Source organism: Cupriavidus sp. 05N40 (assembly GCF_056397305.1).
In genome coordinates, this window is record NZ_JBFTND010000014.1 from 18,670 (window position 1) to 35,915 (window position 17,246).

18 protein-coding genes are annotated in these 17,246 nt (G+C 69.1%); 10 read left to right on the forward strand and 8 right to left on the reverse strand.

The genetic code is table 11. The features are described from left to right. Nucleotides 1-77 precede the first annotated feature (77 nt). Nucleotides 78-959 (forward strand): hypothetical protein, encoded by an 882-nt coding sequence (locus AC1DO7_RS05445; RefSeq protein WP_441616659.1) that lies wholly within the window; start codon nucleotides 78-80, stop codon nucleotides 957-959. A 192-nt stretch (nucleotides 960-1,151) separates the two neighbouring features. On the opposite strand, the gene AC1DO7_RS05450 is transcribed toward AC1DO7_RS05445, so the two are convergent. Next, nucleotides 1,152-2,042: a LysR substrate-binding domain-containing protein gene (locus AC1DO7_RS05450; RefSeq protein ID WP_441616657.1), complete on the reverse strand. Its 891-nt coding sequence runs from the start codon at nucleotides 2,040-2,042 to the stop codon at nucleotides 1,152-1,154. A 268-nt stretch (nucleotides 2,043-2,310) separates the two neighbouring features. On the opposite strand from AC1DO7_RS05450, the gene AC1DO7_RS05455 reads away from it, so the two are divergent. From AC1DO7_RS05455 to AC1DO7_RS05485, 7 genes are all read left to right on the forward strand, one after another. Beyond that, entirely contained in the window at nucleotides 2,311-2,874 is a 564-nt protein-coding gene (locus AC1DO7_RS05455; RefSeq protein WP_441616655.1) for a carboxymuconolactone decarboxylase family protein, read from the forward strand. Between the two features lie 71 nt (nucleotides 2,875-2,945). Further along, on the forward strand, nucleotides 2,946-3,746 hold the full coding sequence (locus AC1DO7_RS05460) for an SDR family NAD(P)-dependent oxidoreductase (protein ID WP_441616653.1): 801 nt from the start codon (nucleotides 2,946-2,948) through the stop codon (nucleotides 3,744-3,746). Nucleotides 3,747-3,786: 40 nt separating this feature from the next. Further along, nucleotides 3,787-4,797: a Bug family tripartite tricarboxylate transporter substrate binding protein gene (locus AC1DO7_RS05465; RefSeq protein ID WP_441616651.1), complete on the forward strand. Its 1,011-nt coding sequence runs from the start codon at nucleotides 3,787-3,789 to the stop codon at nucleotides 4,795-4,797. 84 nt (nucleotides 4,798-4,881) lie between these two features. Further along, complete coding sequence (locus tag AC1DO7_RS05470) at nucleotides 4,882-5,715, forward strand: amidohydrolase family protein (protein WP_441616649.1); 834 nt, start codon at nucleotides 4,882-4,884, stop codon at nucleotides 5,713-5,715. A 17-nt stretch (nucleotides 5,716-5,732) separates the two neighbouring features. Next, the gene (locus AC1DO7_RS05475; RefSeq protein ID WP_441616647.1) at nucleotides 5,733-6,689 is read left to right on the forward strand and encodes an SMP-30/gluconolactonase/LRE family protein; all 957 of its coding nucleotides are present in this window, start codon (nucleotides 5,733-5,735) and stop codon (nucleotides 6,687-6,689) included. Between the two features lie 63 nt (nucleotides 6,690-6,752). Further along, entirely contained in the window at nucleotides 6,753-7,736 is a 984-nt protein-coding gene (locus AC1DO7_RS05480; protein ID WP_441616645.1) for a Bug family tripartite tricarboxylate transporter substrate binding protein, read from the forward strand. 4 nt (nucleotides 7,737-7,740) lie between these two features. Then, on the forward strand, nucleotides 7,741-8,409 hold the full coding sequence (locus tag AC1DO7_RS05485; protein ID WP_441616643.1) for a glutathione S-transferase family protein: 669 nt from the start codon (nucleotides 7,741-7,743) through the stop codon (nucleotides 8,407-8,409). Between the two features lie 24 nt (nucleotides 8,410-8,433). Here AC1DO7_RS05485 and AC1DO7_RS05490 read toward each other — a convergent pair whose 3' ends face one another. From AC1DO7_RS05490 to AC1DO7_RS05515, 6 genes are read right to left on the reverse strand one after another with little or no spacing between them, the layout of a single operon-like run. Next, on the reverse strand, nucleotides 8,434-9,633 hold the full coding sequence (locus tag AC1DO7_RS05490) for a CaiB/BaiF CoA transferase family protein (RefSeq protein WP_441616641.1): 1,200 nt from the start codon (nucleotides 9,631-9,633) through the stop codon (nucleotides 8,434-8,436). A gap of 14 nt (nucleotides 9,634-9,647) precedes the next feature. Then, nucleotides 9,648-10,643 (reverse strand): tripartite tricarboxylate transporter substrate binding protein, encoded by a 996-nt coding sequence (locus tag AC1DO7_RS05495; protein WP_441616639.1) that lies wholly within the window; start codon nucleotides 10,641-10,643, stop codon nucleotides 9,648-9,650. A gap of 60 nt (nucleotides 10,644-10,703) precedes the next feature. Then, the gene (locus AC1DO7_RS05500; protein ID WP_441616637.1) at nucleotides 10,704-11,507 is read right to left on the reverse strand and encodes an enoyl-CoA hydratase/isomerase family protein; all 804 of its coding nucleotides are present in this window, start codon (nucleotides 11,505-11,507) and stop codon (nucleotides 10,704-10,706) included. Between the two features lie 13 nt (nucleotides 11,508-11,520). Continuing rightward, on the reverse strand, nucleotides 11,521-12,282 hold the full coding sequence (locus AC1DO7_RS05505) for an SDR family NAD(P)-dependent oxidoreductase (RefSeq protein WP_441616635.1): 762 nt from the start codon (nucleotides 12,280-12,282) through the stop codon (nucleotides 11,521-11,523). Nucleotide 12,283: 1 nt separating this feature from the next. Continuing rightward, entirely contained in the window at nucleotides 12,284-13,429 is a 1,146-nt protein-coding gene (locus AC1DO7_RS05510; protein ID WP_441616633.1) for a thiolase family protein, read from the reverse strand. Then, nucleotides 13,426-13,791: a Zn-ribbon domain-containing OB-fold protein gene (locus AC1DO7_RS05515; RefSeq protein ID WP_441616631.1), complete on the reverse strand. Its 366-nt coding sequence runs from the start codon at nucleotides 13,789-13,791 to the stop codon at nucleotides 13,426-13,428. Before AC1DO7_RS05515 ends, AC1DO7_RS05510 begins: the two co-directional genes overlap by 4 nt. 200 nt (nucleotides 13,792-13,991) lie before the next feature. On the opposite strand from AC1DO7_RS05515, the gene gcvA reads away from it, so the two are divergent. Beyond that, nucleotides 13,992-14,894, forward strand: coding sequence for a transcriptional regulator GcvA (gcvA, locus tag AC1DO7_RS05520; protein ID WP_441616629.1), 903 nt, complete (start codon nucleotides 13,992-13,994; stop codon nucleotides 14,892-14,894). A gap of 45 nt (nucleotides 14,895-14,939) precedes the next feature. Here gcvA and AC1DO7_RS05525 read toward each other — a convergent pair whose 3' ends face one another. Continuing rightward, on the reverse strand, nucleotides 14,940-15,851 hold the full coding sequence (locus AC1DO7_RS05525) for an oxidoreductase (protein ID WP_441649925.1): 912 nt from the start codon (nucleotides 15,849-15,851) through the stop codon (nucleotides 14,940-14,942). Between the two features lie 412 nt (nucleotides 15,852-16,263). Between AC1DO7_RS05525 and AC1DO7_RS05530 the strand changes: the two genes are divergently transcribed. Beyond that, entirely contained in the window at nucleotides 16,264-17,226 is a 963-nt protein-coding gene (locus AC1DO7_RS05530) for a Bug family tripartite tricarboxylate transporter substrate binding protein (RefSeq protein ID WP_441616625.1), read from the forward strand. Nucleotides 17,227-17,246: the final 20 nt, after the last annotated feature.

Below are 17,246 nucleotides of genomic sequence, written 5' to 3' on the forward strand. Positions count from 1 at the left end.
CGCGGCTCGCCGCCGGGTGCTATGATGGCCGCCGCCATCCGCCACAGAGCGGGTGCAAGGGTCAGACAGGGCGAGCCATGAGTAGAAGATTCTGGGTATCGAAGCGGACGGGAAACGGCACGCGGGTGGGGATCGGTGCGTCGTCCGGACGGGGCGGGAGCAACGATGCCCGGGTCTACGCCTCGCAGGACATCGGCAACGGCGTCAGGATCGGCGCCAGCATGCCGGCCGGCAGACTGCTGACGCTATGGGCCACGGGCGCCCTGGTGATCGGCATCGCGGTCGTGGTCATGCACTACGGCTTCGGCTGGTTCCCGGATGCCTGCAAGCCCGGCGACACGGCCTGCCTGGCGGCAGAGAACGCCAGGTACCAGGCGAGCATCCGGGAGCGCGTGGAAACACTCTACCGGACCCTCCACGATCCCGGAGCCGACGCCGCCGAACGGGAGAACGCAGCCTACTCCCTGGCGCGCTTCAAGGCCGACGGCCACGTCCCCATGGCCGAGCGCGCCGCCTACGCACACGAAAAGCGGGAAGAGGCCGAGCGCCAGGAACAGAAGCTGTTCGAGCAGGAGTCCCGCCATCTCGCCAGGATCCGCAATGCCATGATGCAACGCGGTTGGTATCCCAGTGAAGCCGACCGCCGCTTCCTCGATCAATCCGAAGAACTGGACCGCCAGGACCCCGGCCGCATTCAACGCCGCGAGAAGCTGGAGCCCGCCCAGCAGCGCGACGCTACCGGCATCGCGCGCGAGAGCGCCCGCCTCTACCAGCAGCGGCAGGCCGAAGACGCGCAGCGCCGCCAGCGCTTGCTGGCCGTGCAAGAGCGCCAGCAGGAGATCCTGAGCCGCGAGCAGAAGCCTGCCTTGCCGCAGGAGCAGCGCGAGCAAGCGCCGGCGCCGGCCGCAATCCAGGCACCCGCGCAGGGCGCGGACCGGAGCATGTACATGGGCGGGTGAGTGGCAAAGGGGCCGATCACCGCGGCCCTGCCCCTTCGGCCAGCGCGAAGCTCGCTGGCCTGGCCGCGCTCGCGATGCGTCTCGCCGGCCATGACGTGGCCGCGATCGTCGTGGACGACAACAAGCCCGAGGCAGGTTCCGATACGGACCTGATGCGGCAGATCCGCCTGGCGCCGGCCGAGCGCGCCGGCCTCAATTGCCCGCCGGCACGCCGAGCAGGCCCAGCGCCCGCGCCAGCACCGGCGACTGGTTGCCGGGATGCCAGATCACCGAATACTCGGCCTGCGCCTGCGCAGCCGTGCCCGCCAGCGGCTTGAGCACCACGCCGGGCAGCGCCGCCCGGCCCAGCGTGCGCGGCACCAGCGAAACGCCCCGCCCCAGCGCCACCAGGCTCACCACCGAAAGCAGGTGCCGCACGTAGTGCCGGATGTTCGGGCTGAAGCCGGATTGCAGGCAGGTGGAGACGATGAGATCGAAGTAGCCCGGCGCACTCTCGCGCGGAATCACGATGAAGGTCTCATCCTCCAGCTCGGCGGGGTCGATGCGCCGGCGCTGCGCCAGCCGGTGCGTGGCGGGCAGCGCGGCTACCAGCGGCGTGCGAGCGACCAGGTGCGTGGCCATCTCGCCGGCGCCGGCCTGCACCTGGGCAAAGCCGAGATCGATGCGGTCATGGCGCAGCGCTTCCACCTGCTCGGACGAGCCCATCTCCTCCCACACGGTCTCCACGCCGGCCAGGTCCCGCTCCAGCCGCGCGAACAGCTTCTCGATGCCGATATAGATCACGGCTGCCACAAAGCCGATGCGCAGGGTGCCGGTCTCGCCATGCTCGGCGCGGCGCACCACCTGCATGGCAATCTCGGCCTGGCTGAGAATGCGGCGCGCCTCCTGCACCAGCGCGCTACCCGCGGGCGTGAGCCGCACGCTGCGCTTGTTGCGGTCGAACAGCATCACGCCGAGCTGCGCCTCGAGCTGCTGGATGTGCTTGGTCAGCGGTGGCTGCGAAATGCGCAGGCGCTCGGCGGCGCGGCCAAAATGCAGCTCTTCGGCCAGGGCCAGGAACATTCGCAGGTCTCGCATTTCCATGCATCGTCTCGCATCGGATCAGGGTTCGGTAATTCTAATTTGGAATTAGTCTGTTCCAAAAAATATATTGGACGATGCCAGGCTCCGCTCCGCACAATGCAGCCAGCATCGCAAATGCAGCGCACCTGCGACCAGCACAGCGGCGCGATCCGTGCGCGACAGAACAGCAGCACAACAGAACGATACGGAGACAAGCCATTCCCGCGCGCGCCGCACCGGCAGCGTGGCGGCATGCCGTACCTCCGCCCAACGACCGAAGAAAGCCGCCATGACCCGACTCGCCCCGCTTGCCCCCGCCGACATGACCCCAGAGCAACGCGCCGTGCACGACACCATCGTCGCCGGCCCGCGCGGGCAGGTGCGCGGCCCGCTCGCCGTGTGGCTGCACCGCCCCAAGCTGGCCGCGACCGCGCAGGCGCTGGGCCAGTATTGCCGCTATGACTCTTCGCTGCCGGCGCGCCTGTCGGAGCTGGCCATCCTGGTGATGGGGCAGTTCTGGGGCGCCGAGTTCGAATGGTGGGCGCACAAGCCGCTGGCACTGAAGGCCGGCATCAGCGCCGAGGTGGTCGAAGCCATCCGCACCGGCCAGGCGCCGCGGTGCGATCGCGAGGACGAGGCCGTGGTGATCGCGGTGATGCACAGCCTGACGCGCGAGCGCAGGATCCCTGCGGCGCTCTACCAGCAGGCCGTGGACGTGCTGGGCCAGGACAACGTGATCGACCTGGTCGGGCTGGCCGGCTACTACACGCTGATTTCCATGACGATCAACGCCTTCGAGGTGATGCCGCCCGAAGGCACGGCGCCGGAACTCGGCGACGCCCGTGGCGGCTGAATAGACATCCCCGCGCCATCCCTGGCACCGCCTCTCCAATGAACACGCAAGCACGCAAGGAAGCACAGATCATGTCGAAGAGACTGCAGGGCAAGGTCGTCATCGTCACCGGCGCAGGATGCGTCGGCCCCGGATGGGGCAACGGGCGCGCCGTCGCGGTGCGCTTCGCCGAAGAAGGCGCCAGGGTATTCGCCGTGGACAAGAGCGCGGCGGCCATGGAAGAAACGCTGGAGCGCGTGCGCGCCGTGCAGGGCGAGGTCGAGCCCCATACCTGCGACATGACCAGCGCCGCCGGGGTGCAGGCCATGGTCGAGGCCTGCGTGGCCCGTTTCGGACGCGTGGACATCCTCGTCAACAACGTGGGCGGCTCCGCCCGCGGCGGCCCGGTGGATCTCAGCGAGGAAAGCTGGGATGCGCAGATCGATTTCAACCTGAAGAGCGTCTTCCTGGCCTGCAAGCAGGTGCTGCCGCTGATGGTGGCGCAGGGCGGCGGCGCCATCGTCAATACCGCCTCCACCTCGGGCATCCGCTGGACCGGCGCGGCCCAGGTCGGCTATGCCTCGGCCAAGGCCGCGGTGATCCAGTTCTCGCGCGTGGTGGCGGTGGAGTACGCCAGGCAGAATGTCCGCGTCAACACCGTCATCCCCGGGCAGATGCATACGCCCATGGTGGAAGCACGCCTGGCCGGCCAGCGCGCCGGCGGCGACGTGGACGCCCTGCTTGCGCAGCGCGTGGCGCGCATCCCGCTGGGCTTCATGGGCGACGGGCGCGATACGGCCAACGCCGCGCTGTTCCTGGCCTCGGACGAGGCGCGCTTCGTCACGGGCGCGGAGCTCGTGGTGGACGGCGGCATGAGCGTGCGCTGCGACTGAGCGGACGAACCCGACAAGAAAACCAGGAGACAAACCACAGATGGCATCGCGCAATCGTCCTTGCCCCACCCGCCGCACCGTGCTCAACGCCCTGCTGGGCGCAGCCGTGGCCGCCGGCATGCTTTCGGGGGCCACGCAGGCCAGCGCCGCGGGCTACCCGGACAAGCCCGTGCGCATGGTGGTCGCCTTCTCGCCTGGCGGCCCCACCGACATCATCGCGCGCGTGATCGCGCGCAAGCTGGGCGAGCGCCTCGGCCAGCAGGTGCTGGTTGACAATCGCCCCGGGGCCGGCGGCAATATCGCCTCGGAGCAGGTCGCGAAGGCGCCGGCGGACGGCTACACGCTGCTCTACAACAGCTCCTCCATCGCCATTTCGCCAGCGCTGTTCCACAAGCCTGGCCTGAACCCGGCGGAGATCTTCACGCCGGTGGCCTATGTCGCCACGGTGCCGCTGGTGGTGATCGTCAATGCCGCCACGCCGGTCAAGACACCGCAGGACTTCCTCAAGCTGCTCAAGGCCCAGCCGGGCAAGCTCAACTTCGGTTCGTCCGGCAACGGCACCATCGACCACCTGACCAGCGTGCTGTTCGCCGCGAAGACCGGCACCACGTTCAACCATATCCCATACAAGGGCAACGCCGCTGCGCTGCCCGACCTGCTCTCGGGCCGGCTCGATTTCATGATGTCCGGCAGCCTGAACGCCGTCATGCCCTTCATCAAGGACGGCAAGCTGCGCGCGATTGCCGCCACCACCAGCCGCCGCGTGTCGATCCTGCCCGACACGCCCACACTGGCGGAGACCATCACGCCCGGCTTCGACTCGGGCACATGGCAGGGCATCGTGGCGCCGGCCGGCCTGCCCGCGGCCATCGCCGCGCGGCTGAACCGCGAAGTCGCGGCGGTGCTGGCCGACCCCGAGACCATTGCCGCCCTGCATGCCCAGGGCGCCGAGCCCATCGGCGGCAGCGCCGCCAGATACGGCGAACTGATCAAGACCGAGTACGCACGATGGACGCGCGTGGTCAAGGAAACCGGCGCGAGCTCGGACTAGGCGTCCGGACCAAGCGCCCGGACCAGGCACAGCCCGGCCCCGCCCGTCTCCGATCAATTCGCAGCCAGGAGAACAAGACCCATCATGACCCAGCCTGACGCCGGTGCCGCCACGCGCGGCACCTGGGATTGCCACACCCATATCTTTGGCCCCTACGATGCGCATCCGCTGCCGTCGGACGCCATCTACAGCCCGCCCGCGGCACCCTTCGCCGAGCTGCGCGCGCTGCACGCGGCGCTCGGCATCGTCCACGGCGTGCTGGTGCAGGGCGCCTGCTACGGCGACGATCACAGCGCCCTGCTGGCGGCGCTGGATGCCAGCGCCGGCACCTACCGCGGCGTGGCGCTGATCGATCCCGAGATCGACGAGGCGCGCCTGGCGGACATGCATGCGCGCGGCGTGCGCGGCATCCGGCTTGGCCTGATGTCGCACCTGGGCGGCGCCATCGATCCGGGCCGCATGCGGGCCATGCTCGATCGCATCCGTCCCTATGGCTGGCATGCGCTGCTGCACGGCCAGCTGACGGACGTGACCGGAGCGCTGGAGACACTCGAGGCGCACGGCGTCAAGCTGGTCGTGGACCACATGGCGCGCGTCGAGGCGGCGCGCGGCGTGGACTACGCGGAATTCACCGCGCTGGAGCGGCTGCTGGCGCTGCCCAATGTGTGGATCAAGCTGTCGGGCCCGGACCGCATCACCAGCGGCACGGCGCCCTTCGCCGCCGCCGTGCCGGTGGCCCGCCGCCTGCTGGAGATCGCACCCGCGCGCGCCATCTGGGGCAGCGACTGGCCCCATCCCAATATCGCCTACGCGCGCCCGGACGAAGCGCAGCTGCTGGCGTGGATCCACGCCGTCTGTGGCGGCGCGGCCGGCGCCGATGCCGTGCTGGTCCGCAACCCTGCCCGCCTGTACGCCTGACCCCACCCGGAGATCCCATGACCAGCCTTGCCCCCGCTCCAATGCCGCTGATCCGCTACCCGGACCCCGCCGTGCAGGTGCTCAGCCCCGCCTTCGAGAAATACCGGCTGGTGCTGGCCGCGGTGGAGCGCATCGCCGGCGGCAGCCGCTGGGCCGAAGGCCCGGTATGGTTCGGCGACGGCCGCTACCTGCTGTGGAGCGACATCCCCGGCAACCGCATCCTCAAATGGGAGGAAGCCACCGGCGCCATCAGCGAGTTCCGCGCCCCTTCCGGCCACGCCAACGGCAACACGCGCGATCGCCAGGGCCGGCTGGTGAGCTGCGAGCATGGCGGCAGGCGCGTCACGCGCACCGAGTACGACGGCAGCATCACCGTGCTGATGGACCGCTTCGAGGGCAAGCGCCTGAACTCGCCGAACGACGTGGTGGTGAAGTCCGACGGCTCGATCTGGTTCACCGACCCGCCCTTCGGCATCGCCGGCTACTACCAGGGCGAACAGGCCGAAGCCGAGCTGCCCGAGCGGCTGTACCGGCTCGACCCCGTGACCGGCGCCGCCAGCGTGGTGGCCGACGACATCAGCGGCCCCAATGGCCTGGCCTTCTCCCCGGATGAACGCATCCTGTACGTGATCGAATCGCGCGCCCGCCCGCGCCGTATCCGCGCGTTCGACGTGGAGGCCGGCGGCGCCCGGCTCGGCGCCAGCCGGGTGCTGGTGGACGCCGGGCCCGGCACGCCGGACGGCTTCCGCGTGGATGTGGACGGCAACCTCTGGTGCGGCTGGGGCATGGGCACGCCGGAGCTCGATGGCGTGCGCGTGTTCTCGCCGCAAGGCGAGCCGATCGGCCATATCGCGCTGCCCGAGCGCTGCGCCAACCTCTGCTTTGGCGGGCGCCAGCGCAACCGGCTCTTCATGGCGTCGTGCACCTCGATCTACGCGCTTTACGTAAATACGCAAGGCGCGGCGGGCGGGTAAGCGCCTGGTGCGCCCACACCCCGGCTAGCGCCACGCATGCGAACGACAGGACAGGAGACCTAGATGCAACCACGCACCACACGCCGCGCGCTCGGCACCGCACTGCTGGCGAGCCTGCTCGCGCCGCTGCTGGCCTTGCCCGGCACCGCGCAGGCCGCACCCATCACCCGCCTGGTGGTGGCCTTCCCCGCGGGCGGCCCGGCCGACTCCCTGGCGCGCGTGATCTCGCGCCAGCTGGAGACCGAACTGAAGCAGACCGTGGTCATCGACAACCGGCCGGGCGCCAACGGCGCCATCGCCGCCGGCTTTGTCGCCAAGTCGCCGCCGGACGGCTCCGTGCTGTTCCTCACCAGCGCCGGCGCCATCGTCATCAACCCGGCCCTGTACGCAAACCTGCCCTACAACCCGCAGAAGGACCTGGCGCCGATCTCGATGGTGGTCAACACGCCCGAGGTGCTGGTGGTCAAGCCCGATGCCAGCGCCGCCACCGCCGCCGCCTTCGTCAAGCAGTCGCAGCAGGCCGCCAAGCCGCCCAGCCTCGCCTCCACCGGCGTCGGCAGCATGCCGCACATGGCGATCGAGCTGTTCAAGGCGGCCACCAGCGTCAACTTCCTGCACGTGGCCTATAAAGGCGCCGCCCCGGCCATCACCGACACCCTCGGCGGCCAGGTGGATGCCTTCTTCGGCGACGCCTCCGGCCTGATGCCCTTCATCACCAGCAAGCGTCTCAGGCCCATCGGCGTGGCCGCGCCCCGGCGCCTGCCTTTCCTGCCCGAAGTGCCCACGCTGGCCGAGCTCGGCATCGCCAATGTCGAGGCCAGCAACTGGTACGGCATGATGGCGCCGGCCGGCACGCCGCCTGCCGTGGTCAACCGCATCAATGAAGCGCTGCGCCACACGCTGGCCGCGCCGGAGGTCCGCAAGAGCCTGGACCAGCTAGGCCTGGTGCCGGCGCCGGGCAGCGCGGCGGAATTCGCCGCCATCATCCGCGCGGACGCCGCCAAATGGGCCCGCGTCATCAAAGACCGCAATATCCACGGAGAATAAGCCGATGCAGCCCGATGCCCAGTCGCTGTCGCCCTCCGCCACCCCGCTGCCCGGCCGCCTCAACCTGTTCTGGTCGCCGCGCTCGCCTTTCGTGCGCCGCGTCATGGTGGCCGCGCACGAACTCGGGCTGGCACAGGCCATCCACCGCATCGATGCCGTGGTGTCCATGACCACCTGCCACGCCGGGCTGATGCGCATCAACCCGCTCAGCAAGATCCCCACGCTGGTGACCGAAGACGGCGCCGCCCTGTTCGACACGGTGCTGATCTGCGAGTACCTCGACAGCGTGGCCTGCGTGCCCTCGCTGTTTCCCCCGGCGGGCGAGGCGCGCCTGCAGGCCATGCGCTGGCACGCGCTCGGCCACGGCCTCACCGACCTGCTGGTGCTGTGGCGCAATGAGCGCAACCGCCCGGCGGCGCAGCAGTCGGGCGACACCATGCGCGCCTGGGATGCCAAGCTGCGCGCCACGCTCGCCACGTTGCAGGCCGAGGCGGCGGCCCTGCAAGCCGCGCCGCTGTCCATCGGCCAGATCGCCGTGGCGTGCGCGCTGGGATACCTGGATTTCCGCTTCGCCGAGATGGCATGGCGTGCCGGCGTGCCCGCGCTCGGCGCGTGGTTCGACGCTTTCAGCCGGCGCGAGTCGATGCAGGCGACGCTGCCGTCGCAGGGGTAGCGCGGGCGCGGGTCCGGGGCAAGGTCAGTGCGCCGCGCAGAGCGCGCCGGCGGCAACCATGCCCGCCACCTCATCCGCACCGAATGCCAGCTCTTCCAGGATCTCGCGATTGTGTTCCCCGAGCGACGGCGCACGCGTGTGCGGCAACGCATTCTCGACGGCACTGTTGATCGGGAATCCCGGCATCCGTATCTCGCCATGCGCGCCGCCTTCCATGCTGGCGATCATGCGGTTGGCCAGCACTTGCGGGTGGCGGGTGGCATCCTCGTAGCTGGCGACTTTCGCGCACAGGATGTCGGCGTCCTTCAGGACCCGCAGCCAGTGCGCGGCGGCGCGGGTGCGGAACACCGCGCCCAGCTCCGCCTTCATGGCGGCGCGGTGCTCGACCCGCCGGGCCGACGAGGAGAAGCGCGGCTCCTGTGCGATGTGCGCGAGCCCCAGCACCCCGCACAGGGTGGGCCAGCGGCTGCCGTTGTAGGCGGCCACCATGATCCAGCCGTCGGCGCACTGGAACGCCTCGTTGGGCGCGGAGTACGGCGCGGCGCTGCCGATGCGCTCGGGCAGGACGCCGTCGGCCAGGTAACTGGTCAGCGAGGCCTGCTGCAGGGCCAGCGCGGCGTTCAGCAGGTTGACGTCCAGGTGCCCGCCCTGCCCGTCGCGCTCGCGGGCGTTGAGCTTGGCCAGCACGCCCACGCAAGCGACATAGCCCGTCATCATGTCCACCACCGGCGCCTGCACCTTGCACGGCTCGGCCCCGGGCACGCCGACCAGGCTCATCAGCCCGGAATCCGCCTGCAGGATGCCGTCGACGCCCGCCTCGTGCGCGTACGGGCCGCCCTGGCCGTAGGCCGATACGGAGCAGTAGACCAGTCGCGGATTGTCCGCGGCCACCTGCTCGTAGGCCAGCCCCAGCCTTGCCATCACGCCCGGGCGCATGCTCTCGATCACCACGTCGGCCCGGGCCACCAGCCGCCTGGCCACGGCCAGGCCCTCCGCTGTCTTCAGGTCCAGGCAGATGCCCCGCTTGTTGCGGTTGAAGCCGTGATACAGGGCGCTGTCCTCGCCGATCCAGCCCGGGCCGAGCTGGCGGCCGAGGTCGCCGTCCGGGCCTTCGACCTTGGTGACGCTCGCGCCCATGTCGGCCAGCAGCATCGCGCACAGCGGCCCCGCCGCGATCTGCGCGAACTCGACCACCTTCAACCCCTCCAGTGCCTTACGCAGCATGATGCTCTCCCTGCCTACAGTTCGACCTTCAGGCCCGTGGCTTTGACCAGGTTGGCCCAGCGCGTGGCGTCCCTGGCCAGGATGGCCTTGAGCTCGTCCGGCGTCGACGACGTCGGCTCGAAGCCCTGCTTCGCAAGGGAGCCGTCCGCCCGCAGGCTCTTGACGGTCTGCACCAGCGCCGCGCTGAGCTTGTCGACATTGGCGCGCGGCATGCCGGCCGGTGCCAGCATGCAGTACCAGAGCGCGGCATCGTAGTTCTTCAGCCCCGCTTCCTCGAAGGTCGGCAGGTCCGGCAGGCCGGGCGCGCGCTGCTTGCCGGCGATGCCGAGCGGGCGCAGCTTCTTTGCCTGGATGAAGGTCAGCACCGAGGCCATGGTGGCGAACGAGGTAGGCACCTGCCCGGCGACCACGTCGCTGATCGCCGGCGACGTGCCCTTGTACGGCGCGTGCAGCAGATCGGTCTTGGTCAGGAAAGTGAACAGCTCGCCGGCCAGGTGCTGGGGCGTGCCGACGCCCGGCGTGCTGTAGGAGAGCTTGCCCGGGTGTGTCCTGGCGTATTGCAGGAACTCCTGCAGCGTCTTGTACGGCTCGTTCGGATTGACCACCAGAAGGATGGGTACCGAGGCGATCATGCCGACCGGCGCGAAGTCGCGCTCCACGTTGAACGGCGTCTTGTTGCCGATGGCCGGGTTGATGGTGATCTGGTTCGAGGCAAGCACCAGCGTGTGGCCATCGGTGGCGCGCGCCGCCAGCTCGGTGCCGAGGTTGCCCCCCGCGCCGGGGCGATTGTCCACGATCACCTGCTGGCCGAGGAGCTTCGACATGCCCGGCGCGATCGCGCGCGCCAGGATATCGTTGCCGCCGCCGGGCGCGAATGGCACGATCAGGCGGATGGTCTGCGAGGGGAACCTGGCGGCGTCCGCCGCGGCCGCGGCGCCGGCCATGCCGGCAAGGCCGGCCAGCGACAGCATCGCGGTGGCGATGCGCTTGGACAGGGTTGGGTGGTACATGGTGTGGTCTCCTGGCTTGTCTTCGTCTTGGGTGATTGAAACGCAGCGGGACTTCGGGATTCAGCGGCCGGCGTAGCGCGGATCCCGCTTCTCGGCAAACGCCTGACGGCCCTCCACGCGGTCCTGCGTGTCCCGCAGCGCGCCCCAGTAAAGCTCGGTGAGCTGCTGCGCGTCGGTATCGCTGAGGTGCGCCGTCTGGCGCGCCAGGCGCTTGATGGCCTGTAGCGCAAGCGGGCCGTTGCGGGCAATGCGCCTGGCGATCTCCATCGCGCCGGGGATCAGCGCGTCCGGCGCGAACACGTCGGAAACCAGCCCCATGCCGAGCGCCTGCTGCGCGTCGATATGGCTTGCCGTCAGCGCCATCTTCATGGCATGCGCGCCCGGCACGGCCCGCAGCAGCCTGTGCAGGCCCGATACCGCGGGAATCGAGGCCACCGCCGCCTCGGGCAGGCCGAAGCGTGCCGTGCTCGATGCCACGCGGATATCGCATTGCAGCGCCAGCTCCAGCCCGCCGCCCAGGCAGTAGCCGTTCACGGCGGCAATCACCGGCTTCCAGAGATCCAGGCCCGCGAGGTCCATCAGGCGGATATAGAGGCCGCGCTCGGCGGCCGTGCCGGTTTCACGGAACATGGCTTCCGGGTAGCTGGCGGCAGACACGGCCGTGCCCTTGAGGTCCGCGCCCGCGCAGAAGGCCTTGCCGCCCTCGCCGGTCACGATGCACACGCGCAGGTCGTCGCGGTCGCGAAAATCGGCAAGGTGCCCGCGCAACGCCTTCAGCGTGGCGAGATCGAGCGTGTTCAGCGCCTGCGGCCTGGCAATGGTGAGGATGGCAACGTTGCCGTCGACCTGTAGGTTCGCGCTCATGGCTTGACTCCTCTCAGACGCTGGGGCTGGCCAGGCTGCGGCCGCCGCAGACATAAAGCAACTGGCCGGTGATATACGAGGCAGCCGGCGAGAGGAAGAACTCCACCGCATGGGCAATATCCTCCGGCGTGCCGATGCGCTGCACCGGCACCGATGCCTGCAGGCGCGCCTGCACTTCGGGCTTGAACTCGCGGAACAGCGGCGTGTCCACGATGCCCGGCGCGATGGCATTGACCGTGATCCCTTCTCGCGCGAACTCCAGCGCCAGGCTGCGCGTCAGGCTGACCACGCCGCCCTTGGCCGCCGAGTAGTTGGCCTGGCCGAAGCCGCCCAGCCAGGCGCGCGAAGAGATATTCACGACGCGCCCGAAGCCGCGCTCCACCATGCCCGGCAGCACCGCCTGGCACGCCAGGAACTGCGAGCGCAGGTTGGTCGAGATGACGAGGTCCCAGTCCTCCTCGGTCATCTTGAGGAAGCGCTTGTCGCGCACGGCACCGGCGTTGTTGACCAGATAGTCGATGCGGCCCGCCCACTCCGCGGCGTGCGCCACCGCGCCGGCGACTTCCTTGCCGTTGGTGAGGTCGACCACCACGCCGTGGGCCTTGTGCCCCGCTTCCTGGATCGACTTCACCGCGCCGGCCAGCGCCTGCGCGTCGCGGTCGAGGATCACCACCGCCACGCCCTGCCGGGCCAGCCGGCTGGCGATGCCGAAGCCGATGCCCCGCGCCGCGCCCGTCACCACCGCCACGTGGCCTTGTTCCAATTGGTCGCTCATTTCAGACTCCCAGCAAGTGAACCGAAGACGCCGCGTGATCCACGCCGGCAATGCCGCCGCCCGTGCACTGCGCCAGCCCGATCACGGGCATGCCCGCCTGGCGAGCCCCGGCCCTGCCCTGCAGTTGCCAGGTCAGCTCCACCATCTGCGCCACGCCGGTGGCGCCGAGCGGGTGCCCCTTGGCCAGCAGGCCGCCACTGGGGTTGACCGGCACCCTGCCGCCCAGCCGCGTGGCGCCAGAACGCAGCAGGTCCACCGCGTGGCCCGGCCGGGCCAGGCCCAGCGCCTCGTAATAGATCAGCTCGGCGATGGTGAACGCATCGTGCAGCTCGACCACGCCCACATCTTCCGGCGCGACGCCGGCCGCCTCATACGCCAGCCGGGCGGCGCGCGCGGTGATCTCGGCGTCGAGAATGTCGTCGTGTGCCTCCTCGCGCATGCCGGACTGCACGATCGAAGCAAGCACCTTCACGGGCTTGTTGCCGGCCGGCACATCGGTGCCCAGCACCAGGGCCGCCGCGCCGTCCACCTGCGAGGGGCAGCACTGCAGCAAGGTCAGCGGATCCGCCACCATGCGCGATGCCAGCACGGCTTCGATCGTGGTCTCGCTGCGCTGCTGGGCATATTCGTTCAGCGTGCCGTGGTGGCGGTTCTTGACGGCGATGGCGGCGAGGTCTTCGCGGGCGGCATCGCGTTCGTGCAGGAAGCGCGTGGCGCGCATGGCATAGACCGCCGGCAGGACCATCCCGGCCTTGGCATACAGATTGGTCTTTTCATCGTTGAGCTGCATCGGAATCGTGCCGCCGCCCAGCTGCGTGAGCTGCTCGATGCCGAACACCAGTACCTTGCGGTACTGCCCGGCCAGCAGGGCATGGCGCGCCAGGTGCACGGCGGTGGCACCGCTGGCGCAGGCGTTCTCGACGTTGTAGACCGGGATGCCGCTGAAACCGAGATCACGGGCGATCACCTGGCCGAGGATCATGCCGCCGAACACGTTGGCGCAATAGATGGCCTCGATCTCCCGCACCGCAGCACCGGCATCGTCGAGCGCCGCCAGGATGGCGCGGTGCGCCAGTTCCGGTGCCATGGTGTCCTGGTGCCGTCCGAACGCCGTCATGGCGACGCCGGCGATGTAGATATTGCTCATGCTGCTTCTCCTTGCGCGCGGGCACTGAAGACATAACCAAGCGCCTGGTCCGGCTCGGCGCGGCAAAGCGCGCCGATCGACGGCGGCAGCGCACCATTGACCCGTCCGAAGATGCGCACCGGCTGGTCGCGCATATCGACATAGCCCACCGCATACGGCGCCTGCCCGCTCTTGGGGTTGGGATGGATCACCGTGAAGCTGTACAGCGTGCCGAACAGGCCGACGTCCACGTCGTCATGGCCGGCCGCGAGCACGGCGGCGGGCGCGAACGCCGGGAAAACCAGCTCGCCGGTTGCGCGTTCGCGCGATGCGAGCAGAGATGCCCCGGATTGGCTCCACAAGCGTTGATGGATTGCTTCCATTTGCAGTTCCTCTGGTATGCCCTGGCGCGATGCGCTGGCCGGGCCGTTGGATGACGAGTTCATGATGGTTCATGGCAATGCCGCCGACAAACGAGATTTCTGGCCGTCTCGCTTGAGTTTTTATCAAGCGAGCGGCACCATGGGCGCATCGGTCCGCGCCCCGGTTGACAAAGCGCGCCGCACTCCTTACAACCATCGTCATGGACCGACTGCCACCCCTCAACGCCATCCGCGCCTTCGAAGCCACGGCCCGCCATCTGAGCATGACGCAAGCCGCCAGCGAGCTGAGCGTGACCCCCGGCGCCGTCAGCCGGCAGATCCGCACGCTGGAGAGCTTTCTCGGCATGCCGCTGCTCTACCGCGGGCATCGCGAGATCACGCTCACGCGCGAAGGCGCGGAGTACTTCAAGGCCATGAGCAAGGTGGTGGAGCAGATCCGCGACGCCACCCGGCGCGTGCGCGGCACCAGCGAGCGCAAGCAGCTCAAGGTGCGCGCCTACACCACCTTCGCCATGCGCTGGCTGATCCCGCGCCTGTCGAGCTTTCACGGCAAGCACCCGAAGATCGAGGTCTTGCTGACGGCCTCGCTGGAGCCCGTGGACTTCCGCAAGGAAGACCTGGACTTCGCCATCCGCCTTGGCGACGGACGCTGGCCGGACGTCGACTGCGAGCGGCTGGTGGCCAATATCCTGGTGCCGGTCTGCAGCCCCGCGCTGCTGGAGAAGTCCGCCAGCAAGCTCAAGAAGCCGGCGGACCTGGCTGCGTTCGTGCTGCTGCACTCCATCGCCCGCCCCGACGACTGGCAGGTCTGGCTGCAGAAGGCGCGCGCCGCGGGCAAGGTAGACGCGCATTCCGGCCTCACCTACCAGAGTTCGGCCATGGCCTATTCCGCCGCGCTCGAAGGCCACGGCGTGGCCATCGCCCAGCAGTTCCTGGTGGAAGACGACCTGGCGGCCGGCAAGCTGGTCAGGCCCTTCGCGCAGTCGGTGGACATGGGCGACTACACCTACTACCTGCTCCAGCCGGCCCACCGCAAGCAGAGCGCGCACGCCAGGGCGTTCCGCAACTGGCTGCTCGCCGCCTTTGCCGGCGGCGAGGCGTAGCTTTCCTTCCCGGCCACGATCCCGGCGGCGATCCCGACCGCGGACTCAGCCGCGCACGTCGTCGTGGTCGGTGGACATGGCCACCTCTTCCCACTGCGCCAGTTCCGCTTCGACCGACTGGTTGATCTCGCGGATCTTGGCCACCGTATCGGAGCCCAGCGGCAGGCGCAGCGGCGGCTCGGCGCTGTCGGCCAGCTGCAGGATCGCCGTGGACAGCTTGCGCGGATCGCCGGGTTGCTTGTGGTTGGCCGCGGCCATCATGGTGCGCATGGCGCCCACCGTCTGCTCGTAGGCGTCGATCCGGCTGGCCGTCGGCACCATCGAGCTGGACTCCAGGAAATCCGTGCGGAAGAACCCGGGCTCGACCACGGTAGCGTGGATGCCGAGCGGGGCCAGCTCGACGCGCAGCGCTTCCGTGATGCCCTCCAGCGCGAACTTGGTGGCGCCGTACACGCCCCAGCCCGGGTACGCGACATAGCCCCCGATCGACGAGATATTGATCACGTGGCCGCTGGACTGCGCGCGCATCGTGGGCAATACCGCACGCGTGACGCTCAGCACGCCGAACACGTTGGTGTCGAACTGCCGGCGCACTTCCGCGTCGCTGGCCTCCTCCACCGCGCCGAGCAGGCCATAGCCGGCGTTGTTCACCAGCACATCGATACGCCCGAAGCGCGCCACGGCCTGCTTCGCGACGTCGATCGCATCGGCCTCGCTGGTGACATCGAGCCTGGCGGCCAGCAGGTTGGGATGCTCGCCCAGCGCGGCGATGATGGCTTCGGGATTGCGCGCGGTGGCGACAACGCGGTCGCCGCGGTCCAGTGCATCCTGCGCGATCAGCACGCCGAAACCGCGCGACGCGCCGGTGATGAACCACACCTTGGCGGTGGCCGGGATAGTCTGAATTGCCTGGGTGGTCTGGGTAGCCTGGGCGGTCTGGGTGATGGACTGGGACATGATCGATCTCCTTGAGGTTGGAATCCGCCGTGGCGCTGCGTTGCTGGCTCACTGCGGCTTGGGAGTCTTCATGGTAGGACGCACCCCATTCACAAACTAGATGGAATCCTTTTGTTTTATTCACAACCAATCGTTACCAATAACGAAGGACGGCAAGGCATCTCCTGTGGGTTCCGCAGCCCGTCGCGCATGCGTATGCTTGCGCCCGCCAGCACCAGGGTGATGAATGGCGATTCTGTTGACGCCGGGAGTTGCCAATCAGCTGTGGCACCGCCACGCCTGCACGCTCCGGTGCAAGGCACGACGCCCGTCGCATTCTGGTTCAAACCCTGTCGCATTCCGGTTTGGCGTGGCTAACGCCGGCCAATACAGTGAAGGCGTTCATTCAAAGGGGAACGCCATGGCGTCAAGCATGCGAATACGCTACCGGGCTTCGGCCTGTCTCATCGCTGTCCTGTCCTGCGGCACGGCCTGCGCGCAAGTCTGGCCGTCGAAGCCGGTCACGCTCGTCGTGCCGTTTCCGGCCGGCGGCGGCACCGATCTCGTGGTGCGCTCTGTGCAGCAGAAACTGCAGGCCGAACTCGGGCAGCCGGTGGTTGTCGACAACCGCAGCGGGGCCGGCGGCACGATCGGCTCCACCTTCGTCGCGCGCGCCGCGCCGGACGGCTATGTGATCGGCGTTGCCACCACCAGCACGCATGCGGTGAGCGTCAGCGTCTACCCCAGGCTGCCCTACCAGCCGGCCAGCGATTTTGCGTATGCGGGCTTTATCGGCACCTCGCCCTATGTGCTGGCGGTCAACCGCGCGCTGCAGGCGGGCAGCACCAGAGACCTGATCGAGAAGCTGCGCCACGACAAGGGCCAGAACAGCTTCGCCTCGGTCGGCGTCGGCACGGTCTCGCACCTGATCGGCGAGCAGTTCCGCAAGCTCGCCAATGTGCCCATGACGCACGTCCCCTATCGGGGCGCGGCGCCGGCCTATACCGACCTGATGGGTGGACAGGTGCAGATCATGTTCGACAACCCTGTGGGGCTTGCGCCGTATATCAAGGCGCACAAGCTGACCGCGCTTGCCACCACCGCGCCCACGCCGTTGCTCGGCAACGTGCCCACCTTTGCCAGCCAGGGCATCCCGGACTTCTCGCAACAACTCTGGTACGGGCTGGCCTTCCCCAAAGGCACGCCCGCCGCGATCGTCGAGCGCCTGAACCGCGCGCTGAACAAGGTGCTCAACGACAAGGATGTCGTGAAGGACCTCGCGGAGAAAGGCGTCACGGCCCGCCCCGGCACGCCCGCGGAGATGCAGGCAGCGGTGGTGCACGACATTCCGTACTGGGGCGCCATCGCCAAATCCGTGGGAGCGACCATTGAATAAGACAGCCTGGATCCCCGCAC

Excerpts from the sequence above, each read along its gene's own strand:
- AC1DO7_RS05445 (WP_441616659.1), top strand. The coding sequence starts at position 78 with ATGAGTAGAAGATTCTGGGTATCGAAGCGGACGGGAAACGGCACGCGG.
- AC1DO7_RS05450 (WP_441616657.1), bottom strand. The coding sequence starts at position 2,042 with ATGGAAATGCGAGACCTGCGAATGTTCCTGGCCCTGGCCGAAGAGCTG.
- AC1DO7_RS05455 (WP_441616655.1), top strand. The coding sequence starts at position 2,311 with ATGACCCGACTCGCCCCGCTTGCCCCCGCCGACATGACCCCAGAGCAA.
- AC1DO7_RS05460 (WP_441616653.1), top strand. The coding sequence starts at position 2,946 with ATGTCGAAGAGACTGCAGGGCAAGGTCGTCATCGTCACCGGCGCAGGA.
- AC1DO7_RS05465 (WP_441616651.1), top strand. The coding sequence starts at position 3,787 with ATGGCATCGCGCAATCGTCCTTGCCCCACCCGCCGCACCGTGCTCAAC.
- AC1DO7_RS05470 (WP_441616649.1), top strand. The coding sequence starts at position 4,882 with ATGACCCAGCCTGACGCCGGTGCCGCCACGCGCGGCACCTGGGATTGC.
- AC1DO7_RS05475 (WP_441616647.1), top strand. The coding sequence starts at position 5,733 with ATGACCAGCCTTGCCCCCGCTCCAATGCCGCTGATCCGCTACCCGGAC.
- AC1DO7_RS05480 (WP_441616645.1), top strand. The coding sequence starts at position 6,753 with ATGCAACCACGCACCACACGCCGCGCGCTCGGCACCGCACTGCTGGCG.
- AC1DO7_RS05485 (WP_441616643.1), top strand. The coding sequence starts at position 7,741 with ATGCAGCCCGATGCCCAGTCGCTGTCGCCCTCCGCCACCCCGCTGCCC.
- AC1DO7_RS05490 (WP_441616641.1), bottom strand. The coding sequence starts at position 9,633 with ATGCTGCGTAAGGCACTGGAGGGGTTGAAGGTGGTCGAGTTCGCGCAG.
- AC1DO7_RS05495 (WP_441616639.1), bottom strand. The coding sequence starts at position 10,643 with ATGTACCACCCAACCCTGTCCAAGCGCATCGCCACCGCGATGCTGTCG.
- AC1DO7_RS05500 (WP_441616637.1), bottom strand. The coding sequence starts at position 11,507 with ATGAGCGCGAACCTACAGGTCGACGGCAACGTTGCCATCCTCACCATT.
- AC1DO7_RS05505 (WP_441616635.1), bottom strand. The coding sequence starts at position 12,282 with ATGAGCGACCAATTGGAACAAGGCCACGTGGCGGTGGTGACGGGCGCG.
- AC1DO7_RS05510 (WP_441616633.1), bottom strand. The coding sequence starts at position 13,429 with ATGAGCAATATCTACATCGCCGGCGTCGCCATGACGGCGTTCGGACGG.
- AC1DO7_RS05515 (WP_441616631.1), bottom strand. The coding sequence starts at position 13,791 with ATGGAAGCAATCCATCAACGCTTGTGGAGCCAATCCGGGGCATCTCTG.
- gcvA (WP_441616629.1), top strand. The coding sequence starts at position 13,992 with ATGGACCGACTGCCACCCCTCAACGCCATCCGCGCCTTCGAAGCCACG.
- AC1DO7_RS05525 (WP_441649925.1), bottom strand. The coding sequence starts at position 15,851 with ATGTCCCAGTCCATCACCCAGACCGCCCAGGCTACCCAGACCACCCAG.
- AC1DO7_RS05530 (WP_441616625.1), top strand. The coding sequence starts at position 16,264 with ATGCGAATACGCTACCGGGCTTCGGCCTGTCTCATCGCTGTCCTGTCC.